This is a genomic window from Dyadobacter koreensis (assembly GCF_900108855.1).
GTDB classification, from domain to species: Bacteria; Bacteroidota; Bacteroidia; order Cytophagales; family Spirosomataceae; genus Dyadobacter; species Dyadobacter koreensis.
Genome location: NZ_FNXY01000003.1, coordinates 405202 through 430535 on the forward strand (window position 1 = coordinate 405202; position 25334 = coordinate 430535).

At 41.6% G+C, this 25334-nt stretch carries 21 protein-coding genes; 8 read left to right on the top strand and 13 right to left on the bottom strand.

Features of this window, described 5'->3' with window-relative positions:
- Window positions 1–54: 54 nt before the first annotated feature.
- The gene (fsa, locus tag BMY70_RS10430; RefSeq protein WP_090335119.1) at window positions 55–711 is read right to left on the bottom strand and encodes a fructose-6-phosphate aldolase; all 657 of its coding nucleotides are present in this window, start codon (window positions 709–711) and stop codon (window positions 55–57) included.
- 281 nt (window positions 712–992) lie between these two features.
- On the opposite strand from fsa, the gene BMY70_RS10435 reads away from it, so the two are divergent.
- Window positions 993–1694, top strand: coding sequence for a tetratricopeptide repeat protein (locus BMY70_RS10435; RefSeq protein WP_090335120.1), 702 nt, complete (start codon window positions 993–995; stop codon window positions 1692–1694).
- An 81-nt stretch (window positions 1695–1775) separates the two neighbouring features.
- On the top strand, window positions 1776–2123 hold the full coding sequence (locus BMY70_RS10440; RefSeq protein ID WP_090335121.1) for a transmembrane 220 family protein: 348 nt from the start codon (window positions 1776–1778) through the stop codon (window positions 2121–2123).
- Here the strand turns inward: BMY70_RS10440 and BMY70_RS10445 are convergent.
- Window positions 2120–2887 (bottom strand): biotin--[acetyl-CoA-carboxylase] ligase, encoded by a 768-nt coding sequence (locus tag BMY70_RS10445; protein WP_090335122.1) that lies wholly within the window; start codon window positions 2885–2887, stop codon window positions 2120–2122. The genes BMY70_RS10440 and BMY70_RS10445 overlap by 4 nt on opposite strands.
- Window positions 2888–2934: 47 nt before the next feature.
- Between BMY70_RS10445 and rsfS the strand changes: the two genes are divergently transcribed.
- The 3 genes from rsfS (at window position 2935) to BMY70_RS10460 (ending at window position 6497) form a co-directional block, all read left to right on the top strand.
- Window positions 2935–3318, top strand: a complete 384-nt coding sequence (gene rsfS, locus BMY70_RS10450) for a ribosome silencing factor (protein ID WP_090335123.1) — start codon at window positions 2935–2937, stop codon at window positions 3316–3318.
- 72 nt (window positions 3319–3390) lie between these two features.
- On the top strand, window positions 3391–5445 hold the full coding sequence (gene ftsH / locus BMY70_RS10455) for an ATP-dependent zinc metalloprotease FtsH (RefSeq protein ID WP_090335124.1): 2055 nt from the start codon (window positions 3391–3393) through the stop codon (window positions 5443–5445).
- A gap of 110 nt (window positions 5446–5555) precedes the next feature.
- The gene (locus BMY70_RS10460) at window positions 5556–6497 is read left to right on the top strand and encodes an aldose 1-epimerase (RefSeq protein WP_090335125.1); all 942 of its coding nucleotides are present in this window, start codon (window positions 5556–5558) and stop codon (window positions 6495–6497) included.
- Here BMY70_RS10460 and BMY70_RS10465 read toward each other — a convergent pair.
- The 6 genes from BMY70_RS10465 to BMY70_RS10490 all read right to left on the bottom strand — a co-directional run bounded on the left by BMY70_RS10465 (window position 6494) and on the right by BMY70_RS10490 (window position 11959).
- The gene (locus BMY70_RS10465; RefSeq protein ID WP_090335126.1) at window positions 6494–7630 is read right to left on the bottom strand and encodes a nucleotidyltransferase family protein; all 1137 of its coding nucleotides are present in this window, start codon (window positions 7628–7630) and stop codon (window positions 6494–6496) included. The two genes, BMY70_RS10460 and BMY70_RS10465, sit on opposite strands and share 4 nt — an antisense overlap.
- Window positions 7620–8549, bottom strand: a complete 930-nt coding sequence (locus BMY70_RS10470) for a serine kinase (protein ID WP_090335127.1) — start codon at window positions 8547–8549, stop codon at window positions 7620–7622. Before BMY70_RS10470 ends, BMY70_RS10465 begins: the two co-directional genes overlap by 11 nt.
- A gap of 18 nt (window positions 8550–8567) precedes the next feature.
- Window positions 8568–9008 carry a lasso peptide biosynthesis B2 protein gene (locus BMY70_RS10475; RefSeq protein WP_090335128.1) on the bottom strand — a complete coding sequence of 147 codons (441 nt, stop codon included), beginning with the start codon at window positions 9006–9008 and terminating at the stop codon, window positions 8568–8570.
- A 5-nt stretch (window positions 9009–9013) separates the two neighbouring features.
- Entirely contained in the window at window positions 9014–9280 is a 267-nt protein-coding gene (locus tag BMY70_RS10480) for a PqqD family protein (RefSeq protein WP_090335129.1), read from the bottom strand.
- 66 nt (window positions 9281–9346) lie between these two features.
- Complete coding sequence (gene amaB, locus BMY70_RS10485; protein WP_090335130.1) at window positions 9347–10885, bottom strand: L-piperidine-6-carboxylate dehydrogenase; 1539 nt, start codon at window positions 10883–10885, stop codon at window positions 9347–9349.
- A gap of 21 nt (window positions 10886–10906) precedes the next feature.
- Window positions 10907–11959, bottom strand: coding sequence for a saccharopine dehydrogenase C-terminal domain-containing protein (locus BMY70_RS10490; RefSeq protein WP_090335131.1), 1053 nt, complete (start codon window positions 11957–11959; stop codon window positions 10907–10909).
- Between the two features lie 126 nt (window positions 11960–12085).
- Between BMY70_RS10490 and BMY70_RS10495 the strand changes: the two genes are divergently transcribed.
- Window positions 12086–13324, top strand: coding sequence for a BaiN/RdsA family NAD(P)/FAD-dependent oxidoreductase (locus BMY70_RS10495; RefSeq protein ID WP_177196998.1), 1239 nt, complete (start codon window positions 12086–12088; stop codon window positions 13322–13324).
- A 63-nt stretch (window positions 13325–13387) separates the two neighbouring features.
- On the opposite strand, the gene uvrC is transcribed toward BMY70_RS10495, so the two are convergent.
- The 5 genes from uvrC to porW all read right to left on the bottom strand — a co-directional run bounded on the left by uvrC (window position 13388) and on the right by porW (window position 23383).
- Window positions 13388–15202: an excinuclease ABC subunit UvrC gene (gene uvrC / locus BMY70_RS10500; RefSeq protein ID WP_090335132.1), complete on the bottom strand. Its 1815-nt coding sequence runs from the start codon at window positions 15200–15202 to the stop codon at window positions 13388–13390.
- A 53-nt stretch (window positions 15203–15255) separates the two neighbouring features.
- Window positions 15256–16392, bottom strand: a complete 1137-nt coding sequence (locus BMY70_RS10505; RefSeq protein ID WP_090335133.1) for a glycerate kinase — start codon at window positions 16390–16392, stop codon at window positions 15256–15258.
- Between the two features lie 111 nt (window positions 16393–16503).
- Window positions 16504–18780, bottom strand: a complete 2277-nt coding sequence (locus BMY70_RS10510) for a penicillin-binding protein 1A (RefSeq protein ID WP_090335134.1) — start codon at window positions 18778–18780, stop codon at window positions 16504–16506.
- Between the two features lie 27 nt (window positions 18781–18807).
- Window positions 18808–21105, bottom strand: coding sequence for a penicillin-binding protein 1A (locus BMY70_RS10515; protein ID WP_090335135.1), 2298 nt, complete (start codon window positions 21103–21105; stop codon window positions 18808–18810).
- 73 nt (window positions 21106–21178) lie between these two features.
- On the bottom strand, window positions 21179–23383 hold the full coding sequence (gene porW, locus BMY70_RS10520; RefSeq protein WP_229209561.1) for a type IX secretion system periplasmic lipoprotein PorW/SprE: 2205 nt from the start codon (window positions 23381–23383) through the stop codon (window positions 21179–21181).
- 81 nt (window positions 23384–23464) lie between these two features.
- Here porW and BMY70_RS10525 point away from each other — a divergent pair, with 81 nt between their 5' ends.
- Both BMY70_RS10525 and atpB read left to right on the top strand, forming a co-directional pair.
- Window positions 23465–23785: an AtpZ/AtpI family protein gene (locus BMY70_RS10525; RefSeq protein ID WP_229209562.1), complete on the top strand. Its 321-nt coding sequence runs from the start codon at window positions 23465–23467 to the stop codon at window positions 23783–23785.
- A gap of 442 nt (window positions 23786–24227) precedes the next feature.
- Entirely contained in the window at window positions 24228–25322 is a 1095-nt protein-coding gene (gene atpB, locus BMY70_RS10535; RefSeq protein ID WP_090335137.1) for a F0F1 ATP synthase subunit A, read from the top strand.
- Window positions 25323–25334: the final 12 nt, after the last annotated feature.

Consider the following 25334-nt stretch of genomic DNA (forward strand, 5'->3'; position numbering starts at 1 on the left):
GTTAGACATTTAGTTTCCCTAAACATCTAACCTCTCATATGGTTCTATTTCTTATTAAGCGTTTCCTTTGTTGTAATCAGCGAGGAATTTTTCAAGGCCGATATCGGTAAGCGGATGTTTCAACAACGCTTCCATCGCACTCAAAGGTCCTGTCATCACGTCGGCACCAACTTCCGCGCACTGGATAATGTGCATCGGGTGACGAACCGAGGCAGCGAGAACCTGTGTCTCGAAGCCATAATTACGGTAGATCGTCAGAATTTGTTCGATCAAACCAATACCATCCGTAGAAATATCATCCAGACGGCCTACAAAAGGAGAAACATATGTTGCACCTGCTTTCGCTGCCAATAAGGCCTGACCCGCTGAAAAAATTAGTGTACAGTTTGTACGAACGCCTTTAAGCGAAAAATATTTCAAAGCTTTAACCCCTTCTTTTGTCATAGGGATCTTTACAACAATTTTATCATCAATCTCGATCAACTCTTCTCCTTCACGGATCATTCCTTCCAGATCCAACGAAATTACTTCCGCACTTACATCTCCGTCCACAATATCACAGATCGCTTTGTAGTGTCTCATGATATTATCCTTACCTGTAATTCCTTCTTTTGCCATAAGCGACGGATTCGTAGTAACACCATCAAGTACGCCTAAAGCCTGAGCTTCTTTAATTTCTTTCAGATTAGCAGTATCAATAAAAAATTTCATATCAAGAATTGAATAGTTTAATTGTTCCACAAAAGTAGAAAACCCTGACTAAAAGCAAAAAAAAGATGTGGAATGGAATGGAAAGGGCATAAAAAAAGGCAAACCGAGAATCTCACCGCATCAACCACCTACCCTTGCTTCCGTCAGGACCTGGGGGATTCGGAAGGAGCTGGTAGTTCCGATTTGCCGGTGCAAAGATAAAGACATTTATTTGACAAAAAGAAATCATTCGTTTCATCTTTCGTCTTACTTTTGTGCGAAACAACTCTAAACGCGTGATTATGTGCCGTATATTTTTTTTATTTTTTTTACTTTTTCTTAATTCCTGTTCCCAATCGAGTGATGCTTTCTTACAAAAAGGAAAAGATTTGATGCGCGAAGGCAAAAACAAAGAAGCGATCGAATACCTCAACAAAGCCATTGAAAAAAATACTTCCAACGCCGAAGCTTTGAATACCCGTGGTGTCGCTTATTATGAGATGAAGGAGTACGCAAGCGCTCTGATGGATTTCAATCAGGCCATCAAGCTTCAACCAAATTCTTACCGTCCGTATTTCAACCGCGCACTTTTATATACTGCCGATAATCATCTTGATTCTGCACTTACTGATTACAACCACGCCGCCAGCCTCGCGCCGGATACTTCCGACGTATTCCTGAACAGAGGTCAGCTTTATGTTTTGCTGGACAAGGCAGAGCCGGCGATTCTGGATTTTGAAAAAGCTACCCAACTAAATCAGGATAACAAGCAAGCCTGGTACAATCTGGGAAATACTTACTACCGGGTTAACGATTTTAAAAAGGCTACCTTGGCTTTCCGTCAGACCATCAAACTAGATTCTCAGTATGGAAAGGCTTTTTACGGACTGGGACTTTCTCAGTACAATGAGGGAGAAAAAGATCTTGGCTGCACAAGTCTTAAACAGGCAGAAAATCTTGGTTATGGGGATGCAACAGCTGCGCTTAGTCAGTTTTGCAAATGACGAAAATTATATGGTTGAAATAGTAATAAAAAACTTAAATCAGCTTTATATTTAACATCAACCCACTAATCCTGAAAAAACATGAAATTCTTCAAGATCGTATTTGGACTGCTATTCATGCTTTTTGCATATTTTCAGTTTAATGATCCCGACTCAACCGTTTGGATTTTTACTTACAGTGCTGCCGCCCTTGCCTGTTATATGAGCGTTAATAATCTATGGCCGTCCTGGGTTTTCTATGTGCTTGCAGCGGGCTATCTTGTCGCAGCCATATTTCAGTGGCCGCCACAATTTGAGGGGATCTTTTTCGGAGAAGCTCAAATGAGAAGTATTAATATTGAAGAAGCCCGTGAGTCACTTGGTTTATTGATTTGCTGCGTCGCCATGGTAATATTAGGAAAATGGGGAATTCCAAAAATTGAAGATTAATCCCATATCCATTCGATTTCTTTCAGATCAACTTCCTGTATGTCAATCTGATTTGTAAACCGGATACACAACATTCCATAATCCGTTACGCCTGTCACCGTTCCTGAGACAATTTCATTCTTGTAACGAAAATGGCGTAACTGATTGTAACCTAAAAGCCGATTCAAATACTCACGTCTGATCCCTTCGTTATGGTTTCCTGATTTCAGTTTCAGATACCACGTGTCCAGGTGACGGACAAGTTTAGAAAATTCCTCAGCTTTAACAAACTCGCGTCCAGTCATTTTCGCCAAAGAAGTTGCACGGGAACCTTCAAAGTCTGTCTGATTTATGTTGATACCCATACCTGCAACGGAACTGGAAATTATGTTACCTTGTATAGAGTTTTCGATAAGCGTGCCACATATTTTTTTGTTGTCGAGATAAATATCATTTGGCCACTTTATCTTAACTTTATCCGAATAAGTACTCAGATAGTCTGATATTCCCAATGCAACAGCTTGACTTATCAGAAACTGATCCGGTATTGGCACTGACACAGGGGCCAGAATAACCGACATTGTGAGGTTCATCCGAGGTGGCGATACCCAGGTTGTCCCTCTTTGTCCACGACCTTTTGTTTGTTCGTCAGTAATGACAATCGCACCCTCCATTCCAGATCCGCTACGCACTAATTCAGCCGCTATGTCGTTTGTTGAATGACAACTTGGCAGATAAATAACTTTTTTACCTATAATTAAGGTATCGTATATAGACTTGTACAATTTTTTTACTTTACTTTAGGGTTTATAGAAATGGGAATCAACTACGCATGAAACAACGCAAAAATAAAGAACTATCATCAAAAGATCTATCCGAGCTTATTGCTAAAGGGATGTCAGAAAAGAAAGGTGAGGATATCACAATCCTTGATCTTAGGAAAGTAAAAAATTCAATAACAGATTTTTTTGTAATTTGCTCGGGGAATTCCGATACTCAAATAGATGCTTTGGCCAATTCGGTGGAAGACGAAGTTTACAAAATATCTAAAACCGACCCGTGGCAGAAAGAAGGAAAAGCCAATGGAGAGTGGATATTGATTGATTATGTGGATGTAGTGGCTCACATTTTTAATAAAGAACGTCGCAAACACTATGATTTGGAAGAGCTTTGGGGAGATGCGGTTGTAACGCACTTTGAAGATTCCGTCCTGTAAATATCGTAGCAGATGAACATTCATCGCATGCGAAATGTTGTTTATTAAATTTCCTCTTAATTATTATAAAGAATGTCTGAAAACGATAACAAAAGAGGTCCACTAAATCCTAAAAGTCCTCAAAAGGGATATCAGGGATGGATCATAGCTGCTTTGATTGCTACTATCTTGGGGATAACTTACCTTAACAGGACATCGACGATTCGCGAAACGACTCAAAAACGTTTTGAGAAAATGGTGGCTGACAAGGAAGTTTCTCGTGTTACGATAGTAAATGACAAGTCAGTAGAGGTAACATTGAAGCCAGAAGCGCTCAAGCTTGACAAATATAAGGTCCTTACATCTGAAAATGGTGGCAATTATTTCGGCGGAGAACCGGTTTCTCATTACCAGTTTCAGGTAACTTCGGCGGAGACTTTCAAAAAGGATCTTGATAAAATTCAGGAAGGTGTGCCTGATGATGACAAAATCGAGCTTGTTGTAGATACGAGGAACGATTGGACAAGTTTCCTGGGAACATGGGGCTTTTTCATCATAATGATCCTGGTGATGTATTTCATACTCGGCCGAATGTCCGGTGGTGTAGGGCCGGGTGGTCAGATATTTAATATCGGCCGTTCGAGAGCTACATTATTCGATGCAGAAAATAAAGTTAAAATTACTTTTAACGATGTTGCCGGCCTTGATGAAGCAAAAGAAGAGATCAAAGAAATTGTAGAGTATCTTCAATTTCCTGACAAGTTCAAGAAACTGGGCGCCAAAATTCCAAAAGGTGCGCTCCTTGTAGGCCCTCCTGGTACCGGTAAAACTTTGCTTGCAAAAGCGGTTGCTGGTGAAGCAGGTGTTCCTTTCTTTTCACTTTCAGGCTCTGACTTCGTCGAAATGTTTGTAGGAGTTGGTGCGGCTCGTGTCCGTGACCTTTTCAAACAAGCAAAAGAGAAAGCACCTTGTATCATCTTTATCGATGAGATTGACGCTGTGGGTCGTTCACGTGGACGTGGCGCTATGCCAGGCTCAAATGACGAACGCGAAAATACACTGAACTCGCTGCTTGTTGAGATGGATGGTTTTGCTACCGATTCAGGTATCATTATCGTAGCGGCTACCAACCGTCCGGATGTTTTGGATCCGGCTTTGCTTCGTCCGGGACGTTTCGACAGACAGATTTCAATTGACAAGCCAGACGTTATTGGTCGCGAGGCTATTTTTAAAGTCCACTTGAAACCTTTGAAACTTTCGGTTGACGTTGATATTCAAAAATTATCTTCTCAAACTCCTGGTTTTGCAGGTGCTGAAATTGCAAATGTTTGTAATGAGGCTGCCCTTATCGCAGCGCGTCGTGACAGAGAGGAAGTAACGATGCAGGATTTCCAGGATGCGATGGATCGTGTAATCGGTGGTTTGGAAAAGAAAAACAAATTGATATCTCCTGAGGAAAAACAAATTGTTGCTTATCACGAAGCAGGTCACGCAGTAGCAGGCTGGTTCCTTGAACATGCAGATCCATTGGTTAAGGTATCAATTGTACCTCGTGGTGTTGCTGCTTTGGGTTATGCACAGTATTTGCCAAGAGAACAGTATTTGTATCGTACAGAGCAGTTGTTTGACGAAATGTGTATGACATTAGGGGGACGTGCTGCTGAAGATGTAATTTTCGGTAAGATTTCGACGGGTGCATTGAGTGACCTTGAACGTGTGACGAAAGTTGCGTACAGCATGGTTACTATGTATGGTATGAATGACCGTATTGGAAATGTTTCTTACTACGATTCAAAGCAAAGTGATTATTCTTTCACGAAGCCATATTCAGAGTCAACATCTCAGGCTATTGATGAAGAGGTTCGCAAACTGATCGATCAGGCATACCAGTTTGTAAAAAATATGCTTATTGAGAAACGCGATGCTTTGGAAATATTAGCGAAAGAACTGCTGGAAAAAGAAATCTTGTTTCAGAGTGATTTGGAAAAACTGATCGGCAAACGTCCTTACGAAAAGGAAACAAGCTACCAGGCATACATTAATCGTCGTTCCAATGAGGAAGCTGCAATCCATGAGGAAGCAGTTAAGCAAACTGAGAAAGAAAAAGGCGAAATGGTTGCAGAAGATAAAGACTCTTCGGCAGTTTAATTTCTCGAAAAACAGATAATTATTTATAAAACCGGGCAGTAAAACTGTCCGGTTTTTATTTTTAGAGTACTTTTGCGACTAGCTACAACGTCAAACCTAAACTTATACCTATGGCATTTGAAATACAAAAACAGCAATACGGAGAACTGACAGAATATGTCATACAGGAAACGGCGACTTCAAATCGGTTTGTAGTAGTTCCGGAACTCGGCGGAATTGTTCGCCAGCTATCCCTAAGAAAAGGGGTTACACTTTTCTCTCTTCTGAAAACTCCTGCCACGCCAAACGCCCTTGCAGAAGATACGCAAAGTGCCAGCGAACTCCTTTTTCCGTTTGCAAGCCGTATCCCCGATGGTAAATACAAATTTCTTGGCAAACATTATCAGCTTGCGCTCAATAACGGCGATAATGCAATTCATGGATTAGTTCGGAAAAATCGCTTTCAATTAGTTGAGCAGGTTATGGCAGCCGATCATGCTTATATCAAATTATCTTATGAGATCAGAGAACCAGAAGGTTATCCATTTTCCGTGGACTTCACAGTAAAATATAAATTGAGCGCAGACGGAATATTTTCGCTCACATACGAAGCTAAAAATATAGGGGCAGAACCCTGCCCTACTATGTTTGGCTGGCACCCTTATTTTCAGATAGGGAATGAAATGGTTGATGCCTGGAAGATTAACATCCCGTCGGATACCATTGTCGTTTTTGATAATCGGATGAGCCCGATTGAAACTGCACCTTTTCCGATAGAGGGCCCGATGCCGCTGTTTAAAAAAGCGCTGGATAATGCATTTATTGTAAATATTGATGGAGATAAAGCCGTCACGCAGCTGATCTCAGAAAACCAACATGTCACCCTTCAAATTGAGCAGGAGACTGGTGAAGGAAAATTTAATCACCTGGTCGTTTACACTCCACCTGCGCGTGATTGCGTGGGAATTGAGCCTTTGACTGCAAATGTTAATTCTTTCAATAATGGTGAAGGTCTGACAACACTTCCAGCTGGTAGTTCAGTCTCGGGAACAATAAATATAAAGCTGATTTAAGGCTGCTTTCGATACCAGCGGGCCTTAGGAATAATTAATCTCCATTCCAAAAGATAGGCTATGTGGCTAAACAAAATAGAAAGCTTGTCACGTAGCCTATCCCTGTAAATTATATTGAAGTAAAAAATCCGCCAGGATTTTGTGACGGGTTTGACCCTTGTATTTTCCCAGTGAAAAATAACTTTGTTGTAAAACACCGGTGATGGGTATCGGTCATCAATGCCATGGCCGCAATATGTTAGATAATTATCACCTGTCAGGATCTTCACCATCCCCAGGGATTCAAGCAATATTTTAAGAAATCCTTTCTGTTTCGTTTTGGAAACTATATAAGCCCAATCCATCTCCTTTCCAAACCTCTGAAGAATACGGACAAAATCAGCCATATATTTCAACTTGTCCCACTGCTCAATCCCGCCATGATGGATGACCATCATCAGGAGCTGGTTTTCCACTGCCGGGACTTTCAAAACCGTATTTGCAACATTGACGGACATCATCTTACCAGTCAGCTCATTCCAGTCAAACGAATAGTGATACCTAGGATAGGAAGTGTTCCATTGAATTTCCAGAGACTGTACCATCTGAGAGCCAATGGGGGTCAGGGGTAACTGGTAATCCGTTTTAAAATACAGTCTTGCAACCTTATCTGTTTCCAAAAGATATTTTCTGTAAACGTCTGGTTCAAAATTATGGCGGGCCAGGATTTTGAGTCCCTCGCTAATATTTTCTTTTTGAAGAAAGAAATCGATATCACCAAATTCGCGCAGACCCGGACTTTCGTATAGCAACCATGCCCAAAGCGCACCTTTCATTAAAAAAGAATTCACATGATTAGCTGCGAGATCATTGGCAATTTCTATCGACTTTTTTAGAAAGACCATATTGAACACTGCCTGATTCAGGCTTTGTTCCTTTAATTTTTCGAAACAACCAGTATTTCCTGTATTTTGTCCAATCTCGTCAAAATGTTGGTACACCAAAGCGCCGGTCTGATGCCACTGAGAAAGTTCGTAAATAGAATCCCAGTCCAGATCTTCTTTAAAATCGGGGTATACCTGTTTTTCAACTTCTCCTCCAAGGCTAGCCCTCGTTAAAAAGTGTAACTGCGAAGAGAGTTTATTATAAGGCATGCAAAAATATGTCTGATTTTGAAGCGATACTTCCGTTTACCCATTTTTCCAATAATTCAAATCCGTTGGGCCTTCTCTTACGCCACATATCCGCTGATTTAGCGCAAAGAAAACTTTGCCGAAAATGATCCTGCAAATATTTTCCCTTTAGAAAGGACGTAGGTAACGGAAAGTTTTTTAAGGTTTCAATGGGTATTTCCGAAGCGCTGAGCTTTTGTTGTTCAGGGCGGTTTTTTGCCTTATTTATAACAAAAATACTACCAAGAGCAACCGGATCGAGGCTAAACTCACCTTTCGGCCGGAATGAAAATTTATTCACACCTTCACTCACTGGCTGTAAAGCAGCCCTGTCATAGTTGAGGCCGTCAACTGAGTTATCCCAAATTTTCAATTGCGGATATCCCGGGATTATAAAAGCCTTTCCATCTTCATCGAATCGTATCACAGTCAGATCATCACTCAATAAAGAACAACCCGATTTCACAAACGCAGCTGCGGTGGTCGATTTGCCAGCACCAGGAATACCCATAAAGCACCATGCCTCATTTCCCACTTTTACAGCACTTGCGTGCAGCAGAAAATATCCTCTTTGAAACAAAATCATTGCCAGCGCTTCACTGATAGTAAAAAGGCTTAGCAGATTACTATCCTGCGTTAAGGGGGAAATTACCAATTGATTTCCCTCTACCGCTTTAAAGGCAGCGATCTGATCCCAGTGTAAAATAAGATTACCTGCATCATCAACACCCTGATATGCCTGAATACCTCTGCGATGAATAGGTGTTTTTCTTAATTTCGGTACATCAATAGTCCCGACAGAGATAAAAAGATCAATATTGGCAGTTTTTTCTGCGACACTAAGTTCCGGCAGCTCAATTTCAGAAGAGATATTTAATCCGTAGGCTTTATAAAATGGCATGTGTGTGATCAATAAAATTCATTCCCAAACCCATAAACGTTGGTAAAAAACAGATTCGGACCAGTCGCCTATAATAACATCTCCATTCTTTTCAACCCAGGCATGTGCCTCAAAGTCTTTATTCGCATTAACTTCGATTCCAATTTCCAGACTCAAAGAAGGCACGTTTCTAAGCAAATATTTAGCAGCCAGTGCCCGCGGCAAACAAAGTAATTCAAAAGGTAAAACAGTCGCCGAAGTATTGATGGCATAAACAATCTCATTTATCTCGCCCGCTGTCAAATTATCCTTTTTATCGGATCTGCTGATCCTGTAAAACAATTTGCGGAAGATGTGAAAAGGTAATACGGTCAATCCCGTTTTGATGATCACAAGCGTAACGGAGGCGTACAAAAAGTTAATTTTTGTACTTTTTGAGAGTAATCTCCATTTCGACCAATAATTGGTAATCCTTTTCACCCGGATTATTCGGTTAGTTCAACCAGTTTTTCAGAAATAAGATCTTTAAGTAACAGTTCAATATCTTCCAGACATGTCTGTTTATCGATATCATAATCTTCTAAAACAGCGCTGCAAAGTGAATCCAACGTCTGTGGTTCTTCCTCCAAAGAGTTCCAAACTAAAGCGCCAACTTCATCAAGACCATAATATTCTCCTTTATTATGATTGAGAATAACGATTTCTCCGCCAACGTTAGAAGCGATCTGCTGTGATGTCAATTTATATTTCATAAAAAACTTCTTATCCTAAATAAGTGCGTATATCAGCTAAGTTAACTACAAAGTTAGAAATAATAATTATTCAAGCTCAAATTTTATTCCCTGAGCCAAAGGAAGTGAAGAGCTATAATTTATCGTAGATGTTTGCCTTCTCATGTAATTTTTCCATGCGTCAGAACCTGACTCTCGTCCACCGCCGGTTTCTTTTTCTCCTCCAAAGGCACCTCCTATCTCTGCTCCAGAGGTTCCGATATTGACGTTAGCAATTCCACAGTCCGATCCGGTTTGTGACAAAAACATTTCAGCCTCACGAATATTTAACGTAAAAATGGAAGAAGACAATCCCTGCGGAACGGCATTTTGAATTTCAATCGCTTCTTCAAGATATTTATATTTTATCAGATAAAGGATAGGTGCAAAAGTCTCCGTTTGTACGATCGCATAATTATTGTCTACCTCCGCGATGCAAGGTGCTACATAACAACCCGAATTATAAATTCCTCCGGACAGGACTTTGGGAGCAACAACAAATCTCCCACCTTCTTTTCTAATTTTTCCAATAGCAGTTTCGTAATTTTCAACAGCCATTTTATCAATAAGAGGTCCCATATGAATATGATCTTCCAAAGGATTTCCGATTTTTAATTGTCCATATGCTTTAACAAGTGCATTTTTCAGATCCTCATATATCTCCTCGTGAACAATTACTCTACGTGTTGAAGTGCATCGCTGACCTGCTGTTCCAACTGCACCGAAGACAATTCCCGGAATCGCAATACTCAGGTCTGCCGAATTTGAGACAATGATCGCATTGTTTCCGCCAAGTTCAAGCAGGCTTTTACCTAAACGTTTTGCAACAGACTCCCCTACTGCTTTACCCATCCTGGTACTGCCGGTTGCAGATAACAAAGCAATCCGGCTATCCTCTGCCAAAAATTGACCCACTTCCTTTCCTCCGGCCACAACGGAGGAAATCCCCTCGGGCAAATTATTTTCAATTAAAACAGTCCTTATGATATGCTGACATGCAATTGCGGTAAGCGGTGTTTTTTCCGAAGGTTTCCACACACTAACATCACCGCATACCCAGGCAATCATCGCATTCCAAGACCAGACAGCAACCGGAAAATTGAATGCTGAAATAATTCCGACAATTCCCAAAGGATGCCATTGTTCATACATCCGGTGCTGCACCCGCTCACTGTGCATGCTCAGGCCATATAACTGGCGGGATAATCCGACAGCAAAATCGCATATATCAATCATTTCCTGCACTTCTCCCAAACCTTCCTGCAAGCTTTTACCCATTTCATAACTGACCAAAATTCCGAGCGCCTGCTTCTTGTTTCGAAGCTGATCTCCCATTTGTCGAACAATATCGCCCCGTTTAGGAGCAGGCACCATTCGCCAAACTTTGAACGCCTCCCTTGAGACTTCAATAACCTTGTCGTAGTCACATTTATCGGCTGAACTGACTTTAGCAATCATACTGCCATCAACCGGAGAATATGATTCAATCATCTCGCCCGAACCAGGCCAGGAATTGCGGCCCGTGCTAATTCCAGAATTTTCAGCATCGATACCCAGTGAATCGAGCACCTGTTTAATATTATTCATAATTCTCTGCTAATAATTTTGTCAGTAGAACAACTTTCCATTGCTTGTTTCCAGAAACAAGTCCAGTTCGATATCTTCCTGTTTGATAAATCCTTTGTCTGGCAGGGTTCCATCTGCAACCATTTCAACAACAGACACAATCGATGCCGCTGTGGTCCAGGAGATCGCACGCCAATGCTGGCCGTCAATTTCAATCGGATGATAGGCCCGATAAAACTCCTCTCTTTCAAGCGTATTTCCTTTCCAGCCCTCGACAACTGCATATACATAAACAACATCCTGTTGTACAGGCGGTTTTGCTTCTGTCAAAATCTGCTCAATCAGCTCCCGTTTTTCTTTCAATATCAATTCATATAGCAAAAACCGCATCAGACCGCAATGTCCCGGATACCGGATGGTTTTATAATTGAGCGTGTCAAGCTTACCTTCAAAAGTTTCACACATCGTACCCAGGCCCCCGGAAGTGCTAAAAGCCTCAAACTCCTGGCCTTCAATATTGATCATTTCGATCCCCTCCAGAGATGGCACCATTTTTCTCACTCCATTATGGATAACTTCGGCATCGTTAATGTATTCATTGACCACACCTGCCGGAGACCATGTGAAAGAATAGCCCATAAGACCATTCGGATACCGGGGTAAGGCACCAACACGTAACTCTATATCACGGATTTTTGTGAAACGTTTGGCAAGATCTGCGCCAACAATTCCAATAAATCCAGGTGCCAGTCCGCATTGAGGGGCCATGATACCCTTGCTTTCTTTTGCCATTTCACGAATCGCAGCGGTAGTACCAACATCTTCTGTGAGATCAAAATAGTGTATGCCCTTCTTGTGAGCAACCTGTGCAATCCGTAAATTTAGATTATAAGGCATGCAGGAAACCACAGCATCCGCATTGGAAAGAATAGTTTCTAAAAACTCATTTTGAGAAATATCACCTGATTGAAATGAAAAAGCAATCGGCACCGGAGGCTTAATTTTGTCAACTCCCGTAACCTTGAACCGCTTGCTCAGCAAAGTCGCGACCAGTGAGCCTACTTTTCCCAAACCTATTACAATTATATTTTCCATAATCCGGTCATTTGTGATGAAGTGTAAAATTTACAGATTAAGTATCTCTTTTGAAAGATAGGAAAAGAAATCGCTGTTTTATAAAAGTTACTATCCATTTTTGTGGGCTTTTCAACGATTACTAATATGCAAATTGTGATTATAGGCGGCGGTGCTTCTGGCTTTATGGCTGCCATAACTGCCGCAGAAACATATCCGGATGCCCGGATTACCATTCTGGAAAAAAATAAAACAGTCTTGAACAAAGTGCGGATTTCCGGAGGAGGACGCTGTAATGTTACACACAAACCATCCGATTTGCGTTTTTTTATAAAAAATTATCCCCGAGGCGAAAAATTTCTGCGAAAACTGCTGACAAAATTTGATGCGCAGGATACGGTGGATTGGTTCGAAAAGCGAGGGGTAAAACTCAAAACGGAAGCAGATGGCAGAATGTTTCCTATTACAGATTCTTCCAATACGATTATAGAAAGTCTGTCAAGAGCTGCCAGAAATCTGAATATTGACGTCCAAACCAGCATTGGCGTGAAAAAATTCGCATGGACTGAGCAGGAAAACGTACCGAAATTTTCATTGCATCTTGACTCAGATGAATCCATTTCTGCTGATAAACTGGTAATTGCCACCGGAGGAAATCCCAAAACGAGCGGATTTGCCTGGATAAGTGAACATGCGCATACGATCATAGAACCGTTCCCGTCACTTTTTACCTTTAATGTACCGGATGGATACTTACTCTCTTTGTCGGGTGTTGCCGTTCAAGATGCTTATGTCAAAATTATTGGCACAAAACATGAGTGGCGCGGGCCTGTCATGTTGACACACTGGGGCTTTAGCGGGCCGGCAATACTTAAATTATCAGCCTGGGGAGCAAGGGATCTTGCGGCACTGGATTACCATTTTACTTTCAAGGTCAACTGGTTGCCCGATTTAAATGAACAGCAGGTAAGAGAATTCCTGATCGCGGAGAAGGTCAACACTCCCAAGCAGCAGATCAATTCGCATACACGATTTGGATTACCATCACGGTTGTGGAAAGCATTTACAGAAAAAGCTGAAATCAGTGAAAATTTGCGCTGGTCAGAAGCGACGAACAAGGTCTTGAACCGGATGGCAGAACTATTGACAAATAGTCAATTCGATGTGAAAGGTAAAAGTACATACAAAGAAGAATTCGTGACATGCGGCGGAATCGCCCTTTCTGATATCAATCAGGAGACACTTGAAAGTAAAAAAGTGCCGGGATTATTTTTTGCCGGCGAAGTTTTGGATGTCGATGGTATCACAGGAGGATTTAACTTTCAAAATGCCTGGACGACAGGATTTGTTGTCGGTAAAGAAGTTGGGCGAACTACTGGCTATTAACAAAAATTCCAGCCTCTTCTCTGGCTGGAATTAAATGGAATTTGTTATTACAAGTTTCTGATGTTAATCCTGGTGCGCCATTTTGTCAAAATAATACCTGACTTTTTTTGCCCTGTCCAAACCGATCAGCGGCGTCAAGGTTTCCAAAGAACTTTCCCGGATCGCTCTTACTGAACCGAAATGTTTTAAAAGTTTTGTCGCTGTAACTTTTCCAACACCCTCCACGCCTTCAAGCTCACTTACGAGACTTCCCTTACTCCGTTTGTCACGATGGAAAGTGATGGCGAACCGGTGGGCTTCATCACGTATCTGCTGAATTAATTTTAATGATTCCGATCTTTTGTCGATATACAACGGTAAAGAATCTTCCGGAAAATAAATTTCTTCCAGGCGTTTTGCGATTCCGATAATGGGAACTTGTCCGTAAATTCCTAAATCTTTCAACGCATCGCAAGCCGCACTTAACTGACCTTTTCCACCATCAATTACGATAAGATCCGGAAGCTGCTCGTTTTCTGCGATTAATCTCAAATAACGCCGGCCGACAATTTCATTCATAGACGCAAAATCATTCGGTCCGATAACCGTCTTGATATTAAAGTGCCGGTAATCCTTTTTTGAAGCTTTTCCTTCTTTGAAACACACCATTGAAGCAACCGGATTCGTTCCCTGAATGTTGGAGTTATCAAAACATTCGATATGTCTCGGAAGTGCCTTCAATTGTAGATCAGCCTTAAGCTTGATCAGAACGCGGTCTTTTTTTGACGAACTCGCCGAATTTTCCACCTCTCTCCGTTCGGCCTTTTCACGGCGGAAATACATCACATTTTTCATGGACATATCCAACAATTTTTTCTTGTCACCTATTTGAGGTATGATAAGATCAAGTTTCATTTCCAGATCCGGTTTCAAGTTGGTGATCAACTCCTTTGCAGCTGTTCCATATTTTTCGCGCATTTCCACGATCATCATAGCCAGCAAGTCCTCATCTGTTTCGTCCAGTTTCTTCTTAACCTCAAACGTTTGCGTCGCGATCATATAACCTTCTGTAATTTTCATAAAATTCAGATAGGCAGATTCTTCATCGGATACGATCGTCAGTACATCGACATTTCCAATTTTCGGATTAATAACCGTAGCCTTGCTCTGGAAATTCGACAAATGTTCGATTTTTGTTTTCCATGAATGCGCTTGTTCAAAAGCCATTTGCTCTGCCGCGGAAAGCATTTTTTCTTTGAAATATTGCTGGGGAAGCGTAAGATTTCCTTTGAGCATGTGATGAATCTGCTCGATTTCCACATTATAATCTGCCTCGTCCTGGAATCCCTCGCAGGGCCCCTTACAATTCCCGATATGATATTCCAGACAAACTTTGAATTTCCCGGCCTCGACATTTTCTTTTGACAAATGTAAATGGCAGGAACGGATCGTGTAAAGTGACTTGAACATATCAAGCAACGTGTGCATGGAGCGAAGATTAGCGAAAGGGCCATAGAAAGTCCCTCTCTTTTTATCCAGCTCGCGGGTGACATAAACTCTCGGAAAACGTTCGTCGGTAATACAAATGAACGGATATGTTTTATCGTCTTTTAAAAGAATATTAAACTTTGGCTGAAACTGCTTTATCAATTGATTTTCAAGCAACAAAGCATCCCATTCTGTATGAACAATGGTATATTCTATCCGTCGAATCTGACTGACAAGGCGTTTGGTTTTACGGTCATGCTGGTTTGATTTCAGGAAATAACTGGAAACCCTGTTTCTAAGACTTTTGGCTTTTCCGACATAAATGACCTCTCCGGTTTCGTCGAAATACCGGTAGACACCTGGATCAAAAGGAATTTTAGAAAGCTCGTCTTTGTAATTAAATTCGGGCATGTATTTCAGTACTTTGTTTTTAGGCGAATGCTAAATAATGTATTACCAGGTCATTATTGACCTTTATGAAAAAACAACCGGACCAATTGAAAAGTTGCGTCCTGAACCAGTGAATACGCTTCATTTTCTGCCTGCTGCAAGGTCATCGGCCGATTAAGAACTGAAACTGCATAGGTTATACCGGCCTGTTTCGCTTCGTTAGAAGTAATCATTAAAGTGCCGCAAACGACTGCCAACGGAACACTGTGTTTTTGACAAAGACCCGCTAACCCTTTTACAACTTTACCGTTTAATGTTTGTTCATCTACTTTTCCCTCACCGGTTATAACGAGGTCAGCTTTTTTGATATGATTTTCAATATTAGTCTGATCCATAACAATACTCACACCCTGCAGAAGTTCTGCATTCAGAAACCAAATTGCACCCGCCCCCAAACCGCCGGCAGCTCCGGTTCCGGGTTTTTCACAGATGTCATACCCGAAGGTTTCAGCAGCTACTCGCGCTATGTTTTTAAGACCGTTGTCCAATTGCGAAACCATTGTTTTGGTAGCTCCTTTTTGCGGTCCATAAACGAAAGCAGCTCCCGATTCGCCATAAAGCGGATTTGTAACGTCACAGGCTACTACAAACCTGATAGCCTTCAACTTTTGGCTTACTTTCTCGGTCCTGATAAATTTTATATGGGTGAGGTTTTCCCCGCTCGGTATAATTGCCTCCATATCTTCACCCAAAAACTCGTAACCGAGTGCAAAAGCCATACCCATTCCGGCATCGGTAGTTGCACTTCCGCCAATCCCAAGAATTATCTCTTTTACTCCGGCGTCGATTGCGTGAAGAATTAATTCACCTGTTCCTATTGTATTCGTAAGCAATGGATTTTGCTCCCATGGCTTTAAAAGACCAAGACCCGATGCTGCTGCCATTTCAATGAATGCCGTCTTACCATCGCCTGAAAGACCATATTCAGCCTCAATATATCTACCCAAAGGATCATGTACAATCGCGGTCACGAATTTGCCTTTCGACTGCTCTGTTAAAATTCTGGTAGTTCCTTCTCCTCCGTCAGCAAGCGGAATTGTCGCTATTTCGGCATCAGGATAAGCCAGCTTTATGCCCTCAGCGATGGATTGGCATACTTCTGAGGCTTCCAGGGAACCACGAAATTTATCAGGCGCGACGAGAATATACACAGCGACAATTTTTACCGGTTAAAAAATCCGTAATAAAGATATTAAATAAAATCTCCTGTTCTGAAAATTCGCTGAATCACAGAACAGAAGATTTCCATGTTATTTTTTTGTTTAAAACAATACTCCTTCATCATCCGATCTGGACGGCGGAATGTAGGTATCCGTACTATCCGATTTCACACTTCCACAATCCAGAACATAGTTTTCCGGCTTGATAAAAGGACCTTTGCGATATTGAAGAAGTGTCTGATCATTATATACTTTTTTCATATAAATTCCCCAGGCAGGCATTGCCGCGCGCCCACCTTGCCCAAGATCAATTGTTCTGAAATGTATTGTCATATCCTCACCACCAACCCATATACCTGATACAAGATTTTGCGTCATCCCCATAAACCAGCTATCTGATTGGTTATTTGTCGTTCCGGTTTTTGCTGCAATTTCATTGCCACTTGTTATACCATATGAATGCAGCCGGCCGGCAGTCCCTCCCGGATCTTCCACAGCTCCACGCATCAGATAGAGCATATTATATGCCACTGTGGCACTCAGCTCCTGGATTTGTTTTTGATGAAAATCCTGTAAGACATTGCCATGACGGTCTTCAATCCGCAAAATTGTCATTGGTTCGGTTTTGTAACCCCCGTTCGCAAAAGCAGAGTATGCGTTTACCATTTCATAGACAGATACTGAACTTACACCCAGGGCCAGTGACGGGTATGGATCCAGTTTACTGGTAACCCCGAGTTTATGTGCATATTCAACAACTGTTTCAGGCTTGACCATTTGAATGATTGCTGCACTTACAGAGTTTACAGATTTTCCCAGAGCCTGTCTCAAAGTTAAAGCTTGCTCTGAATATTTGCCATTGGAATTAGTCGGGTTGTATTCATTTTCCGGGACGGGCGCATCGACGATCTTGTCACAGGGTGTAAGAAAATTTTTGTCAAGAGCGGCAACATACACAAATGGCTTGAATGTAGATCCAGGCTGGCGTGCTCCCTGCTTTACGTGATCGTATTTGAAATACTTAAAATTGACGCCGCCAACCCATGCCTTGATTTCTCCGCTCCTTGGATCCATCGACATCATGCCTGCATGTAAAAATCTTTTATAATACCGTATCGAATCCATAGGACTCATGGTCATTTCCTTTTCTCCATCATATGAAAAAACCTTCATTTTATAAGGTCTGCGCATCACTTTCCACGCTTCTTCTTCACCTACTTCTCTCTTCAGGATATTGAAATAAGGTAATGCCCTAACTGCTTTTTCGATAAAACCCGGTATTTCCTTTCCACTTTCATCAGCCCATGGATTTCTGCCTTTCCAGTGTGCATCGAACAGCTTCTGCTGCTGGCGCATGTGTTCATTTAGTGCCTCTTCCTGATATTGCTGCAAGCGGGAATCAATTGTGGTGTATATCCGCAGACCACTTGTATACAAATCGTAATCAGTCCCGTTATCTTCATTATACCGCTTAACCCATGCTCTCATATATCCACGCATTGATTCACGGAAATAGGGAGCCGGCCCGGTATTATGCCCATCCACGGTAAATTTCAGATCTAATGGTTTTTCTTTATAATTTTCGAACTGATCCTCAGATAAATAATTATATTTTTCCATTTGAGCCAAAACCGTGTTTCTCCGGTTAAGTGCATTGGTGGGAAATCGTAATGGATTATAAAGAGTTGGATTTTGGAGCATACCTACCAGAAGCGCAGCTTCGTTCACTTCCAGGTCACTCGGCTCTTTTCCAAAATAGGTCTTCGAAGCCGTTTTTATTCCAAAGGAATTATTGCCAAACGAGACTGTATTGAGATACATCATCATAATCTCCGTTTTGGTATATTTTCGCTCCAAAGTCACTGACAGGATCCACTCCTTGGTTTTAGCGATCACAGTCCTGACGAACGGAATTTTACCCAGAAATCCTTCATATTTCTCCGAACGGGTTTCAAATAAATTTTTCGCTACCTGCTGTGTTAGAGTACTTCCTCCTCCTGAACTCGAATTTGCCAGCAAAATCCCTTTGGCCACACGAAGCATACTACGCGGGTCAATTCCTGAATGGTTAATAAAACGTGCATCTTCTGTCGCTATCAGAGCATCCGTCACATTTTTGGAAATCTGGTCAAATTCAACCGGCGTCCGGTTCTCAAAAAAATATTTTCCGAGACTCTTCCCGTCTTCCGAAAGCAATTCTGACGCAAGTTCGCTCTTGGGATTTTCAAGGGTTATCAGATCCGGCATTCCGCCAAACAGCCAGAAGAAATTAAAACTTACGGCAACGATATAAAGTATAAATAGCCCCAGGCCTATTGCGGCACCCAACCACACGCGGATAATGCTGCGGCGGTATTTTCCTGGCTGCAGTTCAATCATAAATAAAAAATTTCCTTGGTTATCAAATTAAAACAAAGCTCCTTCGTCGTCAGAGCGTGAGGGTGGAACGTAGGTATCGGCGCTGTCCGAAGCGACACCTCCACAGTCCAGAACAAAATTTTCAGGTTTATTAAAGGGCCCTTTCCTGTATTGGACCAAAGTTGGGTCGTCATATACCTTTTTCATATACAAACCCCATGCCGGCATCGCGACGTGCCCGCCTTGCCCCAGCTGCATGGTCCGGAAATGTATCGACATATCCTCGCCACCAACCCAGATTCCGGATACCAGATGCTGTGTCATACCCATAAACCAGCCATCTGAATAATTTTGAGAAGTTCCCGTTTTCGCAGCGATCTCGTTTCCTTCTGTCACCCCGTACGTTCTTAACCGGCTCGCCGTGCCACCGCCGTCTTCCACAGCTCCCCGCATCAAATACAACATACTATATGCCATATTCTCACTCAATTCCTGGTTTTGCTTTTGGTAAAACTGCTGCAAAACATTACCATAACGGTCTTCGATTCTCAAAATTGTCATTGCTTCGGTTCTGTGGCCGCCATTGGCAAATGCGCAATATGCATTAACCATTTCGAAAACAGTTACTGAACTGATCCCCAGACAAAGTGACGGCTTGGGATTTAACTTACTTGTTATGCCAAGTTTATGCGCATACTCTACCACTGTGTTAGGTTTCACCATTTTGATGATATTTGCGCTAACAGAGTTCACTGATTTCCCAAGTGCTTGCCTTAAAGAAAGTGGACGATAGGAGAATTTGTTCCCCGAGTTGTGCGGAGTCCAGCCACCTGGCACACCATCTGACAAACCAAAATGTACCGGAGCATCCACAATCCGGCTGCATGGAGTCAGAAAACTTTTATCCAGCGCGGAAAGATAAACGAATGGCTTAAACGTCGACCCGGGCTGACGGGCTCCCTGTTTTACATGATCATATTTGAAGTATTTGAAATTAACGCCGCCTACCCAGGCTTTGATCTGCCCGTTTCGCGGATCCATCGACATCATTCCGGCATGTAAAAAACGCTTGTAGTAACGCAACGAATCGATCGGGCTCATTACCATTTCCTTTTCTCCGTCGTAAGAAAAAACCTTCATTTTGTAAGGTCTGCGCATTACTTTCCAAGCTTCTTTTTCGCCTACTTCCTTCTTCAAAACGTTAAAATAAGGAAGTGCCCGAACAGCTTTTTCTATAAATCCGGGAATTTCTTTCCCGTCCGGAGTCGCCCAGGGATTTCTGTCTTTCCAGTGTGCGTCAAACAATTTCTGCTGCGTCCGCATATGCTCGTTCAGCGCGTCCTCCTGGTAACGCTGCATGCGCGAATCTATGGTTGTATAAATCCGAAGCCCGCTGGTATATAAATCAAGATCCATTCCATTCTCTTCATTATATCTTTTTACCCAAGCTTTTAGATACCCACGCATAGATTCACGGAAATAAGGCGCCAGACCAGTATTGTGCCCGTCGACGTTGAATTTCATTCCCAGAGATTTGTCTTTCAGAATTTCAAATTTGTCAACAGGCAAATAATTGTATTTTACCATTTGTGCTAAAACCGTATTTCTTCGGTTTAAAGCATTTGTTGGAAATCTTAACGGATTATATAAAGTAGGATTTTGAAGCATTCCGACCAACAGTGCTGCTTCGCTTACTGAAAGGTCCCAGGCATCTTTATCAAAATAAGTTTTAGAAGCTACCTTGATTCCATAGGTATTGTTACCAAACGAAACGGTATTAAGATACATCATCATGATCTCCCGCTTGGTATATTTCCTTTCCAAAACCACAGAAAGAATCCATTCCTTTGTTTTCGCGATCACGGTTCTTACCAAAGGAATTTTACCCAATAATCCTTCATATTTCTCTGAACGGGTTTCAAAAAGGTTTTTTGCAACCTGCTGTGTCAATGTACTACCACCACCTGAACTTGAATTTCCAGAAACAACACCCTTGAATACACGTGCCAGACTGCGCGGATCTATACCCGAATGATTTACAAAACGAGCGTCTTCTGTGGCAACAAGCGCTTCAATCAGGTTAGGAGAAATCTGATCAAACTCAATTGGTGTACGGTTTTCAAAGAAATATTTCCCTAGTGATTTCCCATCTTCGGATATCAACTCGGAGGCAAGTTCACTTTTAGGGTTTTCAAGGGTTTTAAGATCAGGCATGCCTCCGAAAAGCCAGAAAATATTAAGACTTACAGCGACGATGTAAAATATAAAAAGACCCAGGCCAATTGCTGCAAACCGATAAACACGGACAATGCTGCGACGGTATTTCCCTGGCTGCAATTCAATCATATTTGGGGGTATTTTATTGGTGAATCGTATGAAAACGTATCATTCAGATCGACAAAGATACAATTTCCATGAATTATCTTTTTCCTACTGAAATTTCGCGCAATTCCTGCATTTCTTTCAGACGCGGCAAGTACTGACTGTTTGGATACAAACGAACAAATTCATTGATCGCTTGCAGGTAGGCTTCTCTCCCGCGGACTTTCCCCACGAGAAAAACACGAAGCAAGGCAAATTTATCTTCCAGCATACTTCCTTTGTAAGCAGGCAGGTCACCCTCGATATCTTCAAGCGCTTTCGTGTAATTTCCATCCGCATATAACTTATAGGCGCTTTCATATGCTTTCACCGGGTTGTTTCTATCGCCGGCGCTTCCATCACTTGCAGACTTATTGATGAGCCTCGCATAAGTAGAATTAGGAAATTCAGACAGTAACTTACCTTTCCAAACATCACGGTTTTTATCATCCTCAGCAAGGGTAAGATACATCAGGTAAAAAATTTCTTCCCGGTATTGAGTTTGCGGATATTCTCCTAAAACGCGGTTAAAGGCGGCAATGGCACGATCCGATTCCTTCAAATCGAAACGGTAAATTTTCCCAAGATTGTAAAGAGCGTCTTCCTTGCGTTTTTGCGACGATGCAAAACTGGAATCGGTAAGCGGAATATTTTTTTTAAGCGCTTCGTGTTTTGCCTGCCAAATCGGATTTTCTCTCGTCATCGCCATTTCAACCGGCGCGGCGCCACCTACCGAAACTGTATCAAGTGCGTTGGTAGCCGCCAATGCTTTATTTTGTTTCGAACTCCTCCTCCAATCGTCTTCTAAAACTCGACTACCCCAAATTCTCCGGAATTCGATTTTACCCTGGTTGATCATAGCGGGATCGTACAATTCCCATCGACGATCGTTTGAATTGGCGAGCGAAGGAATGGATCCGTTCATGTTTGCCTGATTCATTGCATTGGTGATAATTTCCTTCCGTTTCTTTTCTTCTTCCAGTCTTTGTTTTTCCTGTTGTTCAATTACTGCATCAATTTTATCATCCAATGCTTTCGGGTTCATCTTCGCTAAAATCTGAAGACTGTCTTCCATTTTCACAATCGTTTGCTGCGCTACGAAATTATCCAGAGCCATTTTACGATCTGATACGATACGGTACTCCGCTGCATCTTTCGGAAGAATAATTAATGCACTGTCATAATAAGCTTTGGCAAGCTCATACTTTTCCATCGCATCGTAATGAATCCGAGCCAGTTGCAAATACGTATAAGCCTTCTGAACATTATTTGTACCGGACGCAAGTGAGGCGGATTTTTGTAAATATCCGACAGCTTCCGGCAATTGTTTTTTATGTTCGGCCAACAAACCCATCGTAAAGTAGATCCTGTCGCGCAGATCGTTATTCTTACGATCACGCAGCATTCTGTCAAAACCAACACTGGAAATATCTGTCTTGGGATCAATGATAACCTGATTTTGCAGCGAATTCATGGATGAATAAAAACCGAGATCATAATCAGGCTGGTTTTTTGTAACACTCTTATAATGTTTATTTGCCAAAGCATACTGGCCAAGGCGATCATACATCTGTGCGGATGCAAAATGCAGTCTTGCTGTTTCAATTGATTTGCTCAATAATGGAAATGTCTCTTCAAGAATTGCCACAGACGTAAGGTACTCCCCGTTTTGCTGATGCAAATAAGCTTTCGTCAAATAAAAATCTTTTGTTGCATCTTTGGTCAAAGGCTGCTGGCTCAGATATTCAGCCACACCGAGCGCATTAGAAAAGTCTTTCCGGCTAATGTAAGCGCGCATCAAAACGATCAATGCCTGATTTTTGTCGCTTTCATCTTTCCCATTTGCATATACATAACGTAAAGCTTCCAAACCATCGGCCCACTGACCCAGATACAGACGAGATTTCCCCAGAATTACGTAACTATTATCCACCCATTTACTATTCTGATGTTTTTCGGCTACAATTGAAGCTTTTTTAATTGCATCCAGTAACTGAGGTTTTACTGGTAATGCCAGTATGGAATCAATTGGTAACAGAATGGGAATTAGCTGGTTATAATCTTCCTTGTAAGATGCACGCATCGTGAACTCCGCCTCCTGCATATCCTGCTCTGCGATAAAATATGCATTGTAATGTGAAGAAACATTGTGAAAGTTAACGGCAGCAGGGCGTGAGCTGTATTGCGAACAGCCAAATATCGCACCTCCCAACAGGAAACAAATGGATAAAATATTTAAGGAACGGGTAAGTGTATGAGTCACAAAAAAGACTTTTTGGGGTGATTTTTTCTATTCTTTTAGCAAAACTAAAACGGTATTTTGCTTAATAACGTATCGAAGATAATGCCATTTGCAAAATTTGAAGCAACTTTACTTATAAATTCTACAATAGCAGGAATGGAAGAAGATAATAACGACTTACAAAAAGGCAATTCCAAGCCTTATACGGATAAGGGAAGGAGGGGAAATACGCCCTCAAATTTTATGCGCTATTCAGGTATGGCCATGCAAATGCTTGGGACAATTCTTGTTTTCACTTATGGCGGCTACAAACTGGACGAATGGCAAATGAATAAAACTCCGGTATGGACGCTTGTATTTTCGCTGACTTCCATAGCTGCTTCACTGTACCTGCTCATCCGGAGTATGCCAAAGGCCAAATGAGATTTGTCACCAAATTTATACTATTTATTACATAATTAAATAAAGACCCAACCCACACATGTTCCGAAGCATTATTGCCTCAACAATTTTAGCAATTGCATTATTTTTAGTCCAGCGTTTTGTTAACCCAACCTGGATACATCCTTATATATGGTACATCCTTGTGTTCTTTGTAATGCTGTCTTTTCTGATTCATCGCCTCATGGAATACGGACTAAGAAACAACCGGGAAAAATTTGTGACCTTTTACCTTTCAACCATCGTTGGACGACTTATTCTGAGCATTATTTTTATTGGAATATTTTTATATTCAGGGCTAACTGATTCATTTACATTTGTTATCAACTTTTTTGCTCTCTATTTATTCTATACATGCTTTGAAATATATGGTTTGTATTGTAACTTGCGCCGCGATTGACAAAGCATAGTATTTCAAGCATTTATGTATACGCCTTTACGACTGTTTATAACCACTGCCCTTGTTGCGGCAACTTGCTTTTTTACCCTTCCGGCTTCGGCCCAGGAATCAGGTCATGATGACCAGAATAAGGTTGCTGAAGGTGTTAATAAAGCCGAGCACGAAATTGAACATAATCTGGAAGAGTCAGAGGAAAAATTCAATATCGGCCAGATGATCATGCACCACATTGCGGATTCTCATGAATGGGAGTTTTCGCACGGTGTTGCGATCCCTTTACCTGTTATTTTATACTCGGAAGATCGTGGTATAGAAGTGTTCTCTTCCAGTAATTTCCACAATGAGCACCATGAATACAATGGTTATCATTTAGTACATGGAGATTCTGAAACGATCGAACCTGTTGATGAAGCTCGTAAAATCTACGATTTCTCAATCACGAAAAACGTTGCATCCATGATGCTCAGCGCGATCATTCTGGTTCTTATCTTCACAAGTATTGGTAAAGCTTACCAACGCAATGTGGGCAAAGCTCCAAAAGGATTTCAGTCTGCAATGGAAATCGTTATTCTTTTCATCCGTGACGACGTGGTAAAACCTAACGTTGGACCTAACTATGAAAAATACCTTCCTTATTTGCTGACTTTGTTTTTCTTTATTCTTGTCAACAACATTTTAGGTCTTCTTCCAGGTGCCGCAAACGTAACAGGTAACATTGCTATCACCATGACACTTGCTGTGATCACTTTCATCATTGTTCACATCAATGCAAACAAAAATTATTACAAACACCTTGTGAGCCCTCCGGGCGTTCCGGCTCCTTTGTTGCTGATCATGATACCTGTTGAGGTTGTTGGTGTATTTATGAAGCCGTTCTCTCTTATGGTTCGTCTTTTTGCTAACATGACAGCTGGTCACATTATCCTTTTAAGTCTTTTCGGACTAATCTTTATTTTCCAGAGCATGTTTATCGCTCCGGTGATCTCACTATTTGCCTTGTTCCTTAACTTCATCGAAATCATGGTGGCGTTTATCCAGGCATTTATTTTTACCCTGTTATCGTCTATGTACATCGGAAGTGCTATTGAAGAGCACGGCCATGCCGATCACGGACATTGATTTTTAATCTCT